Source organism: Brevundimonas vesicularis (genome assembly GCF_900445985.1).
Classification (GTDB): Bacteria; Pseudomonadota; Alphaproteobacteria; order Caulobacterales; family Caulobacteraceae; genus Brevundimonas; species Brevundimonas vesicularis_D.
This window is the reverse complement of record NZ_UAQP01000011.1, coordinates 1-2,500: the sequence shown is the minus strand read 5'-3', so window position 1 is coordinate 2,500 and position 2,500 is coordinate 1. Positions and strand designations below refer to the sequence as shown.

General features: G+C 66.0%; 3 protein-coding genes and 1 pseudogene. 2 read left to right on the top strand and 2 right to left on the bottom strand.

Annotated elements, in window-relative coordinates:
* Positions 1 to 40: 40 nt before the first annotated feature.
* Together DT343_RS08940 and DT343_RS08935 are read right to left on the bottom strand one after the other, a co-directional pair.
* Entirely contained in the window at positions 41 to 466 is a 426-nt protein-coding gene (locus DT343_RS08940) for a CBS domain-containing protein (RefSeq protein WP_112861507.1), read from the bottom strand.
* Between the two features lie 102 nt (positions 467 to 568).
* Positions 569 to 1,240, bottom strand: a complete 672-nt coding sequence (locus DT343_RS08935) for a rhomboid family intramembrane serine protease (RefSeq protein WP_220116426.1) — start codon at positions 1,238 to 1,240, stop codon at positions 569 to 571.
* A gap of 119 nt (positions 1,241 to 1,359) precedes the next feature.
* Here DT343_RS08935 and hfaA point away from each other — a divergent pair.
* Both hfaA and hfaB read left to right on the top strand, forming a co-directional pair.
* Positions 1,360 to 1,752 (top strand): annotated as a pseudogene (gene hfaA, locus DT343_RS08930) (holdfast anchoring protein HfaA); the annotation flags it as partial.
* 43 nt (positions 1,753 to 1,795) lie between these two features.
* A partial coding sequence (gene hfaB, locus DT343_RS08925; RefSeq protein WP_112862630.1) for a holdfast anchoring protein HfaB occupies positions 1,796 to 2,500 on the top strand: 705 nt, incomplete at its 3' end.

Sequence of the window (2,500 nt, the reverse complement as noted above, 5' to 3'; positions counted from 1 at the left end):
TTCTCGCAAAACCGGAATCGGCAAACGGTTTGGCGTCCTCTCAGCCTGCAATATAGGTCCGCAAGCTCTCGGCCTCATGGGCGTGTTCGGCGATCTGGCACTTCACCACGTCGCCGATGGAGATGACGCCGACCAGACGATCCGCCTGCATGACCGGCAGATGCCGGATGCGCCGATCGGTCATCCGCGTCATCAAGGCCGACATCTCCTCGGCCGGTTCGGCGTAGATCACCTTGGCCGTCATATAGTCGGCGACCGGGCGGTCCAGCGCATCGGCGCCATCGGCCGCCAACGCCTTGACCACATCGCGTTCGGAAAACACCCCGACCACCTTGTCGCCGTCACAGACGACCAGCGCCCCGACCCGCTTCTGCTCCAATTCTGCGCACGCCTGCGTCACCGTCAGATCCGGCGCGATTGAGAAGACGGCGTTTCCCTTGGTCTTGAGGATTTCGGCGACAAACATCGCGGTCCCTTCTCTCTATAAGAGACGACCGCAGGGCCGGAATGGCGACAGGGCCGCTCAGAGAGCGATGATCGCTCAGCCCCCGTCCGGAATCAACGCGTCTCAGGGACGAGGCGCGGCCCCGCCTCCGAACATCCGCCCCAAGGGACCGATGGCCAGAAAGCCGATGACGAAGCCGACCGCGTGGGCCTCCCAGGCGATCCTGGCTCCCTCGGCGCCGGGTAGTCCGCCGATCATTCCGGTCACAGCGTTGACCGCCATCCAGGTGATGGCCGCGCCGATCACGCGGCGATCACCCATCGGCAGCACCCTGCCCTGCCCTCCCAGCAATCGTGTCGCGGCGCCGATCAGGCCGAAGACGGCGCCGGACGCGCCGACCATCGGCTCGCTGGATCCCCAATGGATCAGCCCATAGCCCAGCGACGCCAACACGCCACACGCCAGATAGAAGAGCAGAAAGACCGTCGGACCCATCCTGGTCCCGAACAGCCGCGCCACCGGCGTCCCGAACGCCAGCGCCGCCACCGCATTCATGATCGCGTGCGTCCATCCGCCATGCAGCAACATGGCTGTCAGCAGGCCGCCCCACCGTCCCTGCTCCAGATCAACGGGCGCGAACGCCATGCTCATGCCCATGTCGGGCAGGTCGCGCTGGAACAGATACAGCGTTGGCATCGATGCCGCGATCAGCAGCACGACCAGCGGCACGTTGAACATCGGCTCTCGCGCCGGGCGGCTGTTCGGCGGATCGAATCGACCGGATGCATCTGACATGACGCCACAAATGCTCAGTGACCGGCGTGGCATCAAGCGCTTCTTAATAACCTTAATGCAGGTTGGGGTGCGGATCACGCTCGTGGTCCGGCGTTCGTTTGTGCGCGAGGAAGCCCGAAATGCCCGCCAAGAGGCTGTTTGTATCCACCGCCGTCATGGCCTTCGCCGCCGCTGCAAGCGTGCCGGCGATCGCGCAGTCGACGGGTTCGGGCGGCGCTGCACGCTTCCAGCAGGGCTATGGCGGCGCGCGAACGGCCGCCAATACGGCCGCGACCGGCTATACCCGCGACGCCAACGGCAATCGTCTGATCGTCAACGGCATCATCCAGTCCGGCGCCTCGTCCTATTCCAGCCAGTCCGGCGGCGCGGCCTCGGCCTATGCCCGCGCAGGCGCGTCCAGCAACGGCGGCACGACCATCGGCGGATCCACCGCCATCGGCAATCAGCTGAACGTGGTGGTCCAAGGCAGCCGCAACACCGTCATCGTCAACTCGACCCAGACCAACACCGGCGCCATCAACGCCGGTACGGCCTTGAACGGAACATCAACCTGCCATGAGCCGCCGTCATCTCATCAAGGGGTCCGCCGCCGTGTCGGCCGTCGCCCTTCTGCTCGCCGGTTGCGTCAGCCCCGTCGCGGGTCCGTCGGGGCAATATGCGACGCCGATCGGCAATGCGCCGGTGACCGCAAACCCCACGCCCTATTCCGCCGCGCTGTATTGCCTGGCCGACTACGCGCGTCGCTACAACCTGCCCTCGCCGCGCATGGCCGTGGGCCGGATCAGCGACTACACCGGCACGGTGTCGTCCGACGGCGGCCGCCAGATCACCGGCGGCGCCTCTCTGATGGCGAACTCGGCGCTCGCCAAGGCCGGCGCCCGCATCGTCGAACGCTACGACACCTCGGTGTCCGAGCTTGAGCTGCGCTACGCCAACAACAAGCTGATCGGCGACCAGGCTCCCGACGCCAAGGGGCCAGAGGACACCCAGTACCGCCGCATCCTGGCAGGCCAGGTGCCGGGCTCCGACTTCTATGTGGTCGGCGGCATCACCGAGGTGAACTACAACATCCGCTCCGGCGGCTTCGACATCGCCGGCGGCGAGGTCGACAGCAACCGCCCCGGCTCTGGCATCGTCAACCACCGCGTCTATGTGATGAACATCGCCATGGATCTGCGCCTGGTCCAGACGACCACGCTCGAGGTCGTCGATGTCGTCTCCTATCAGAAGCAGATCATCGGCCGCGAAATCTCGGCCGGC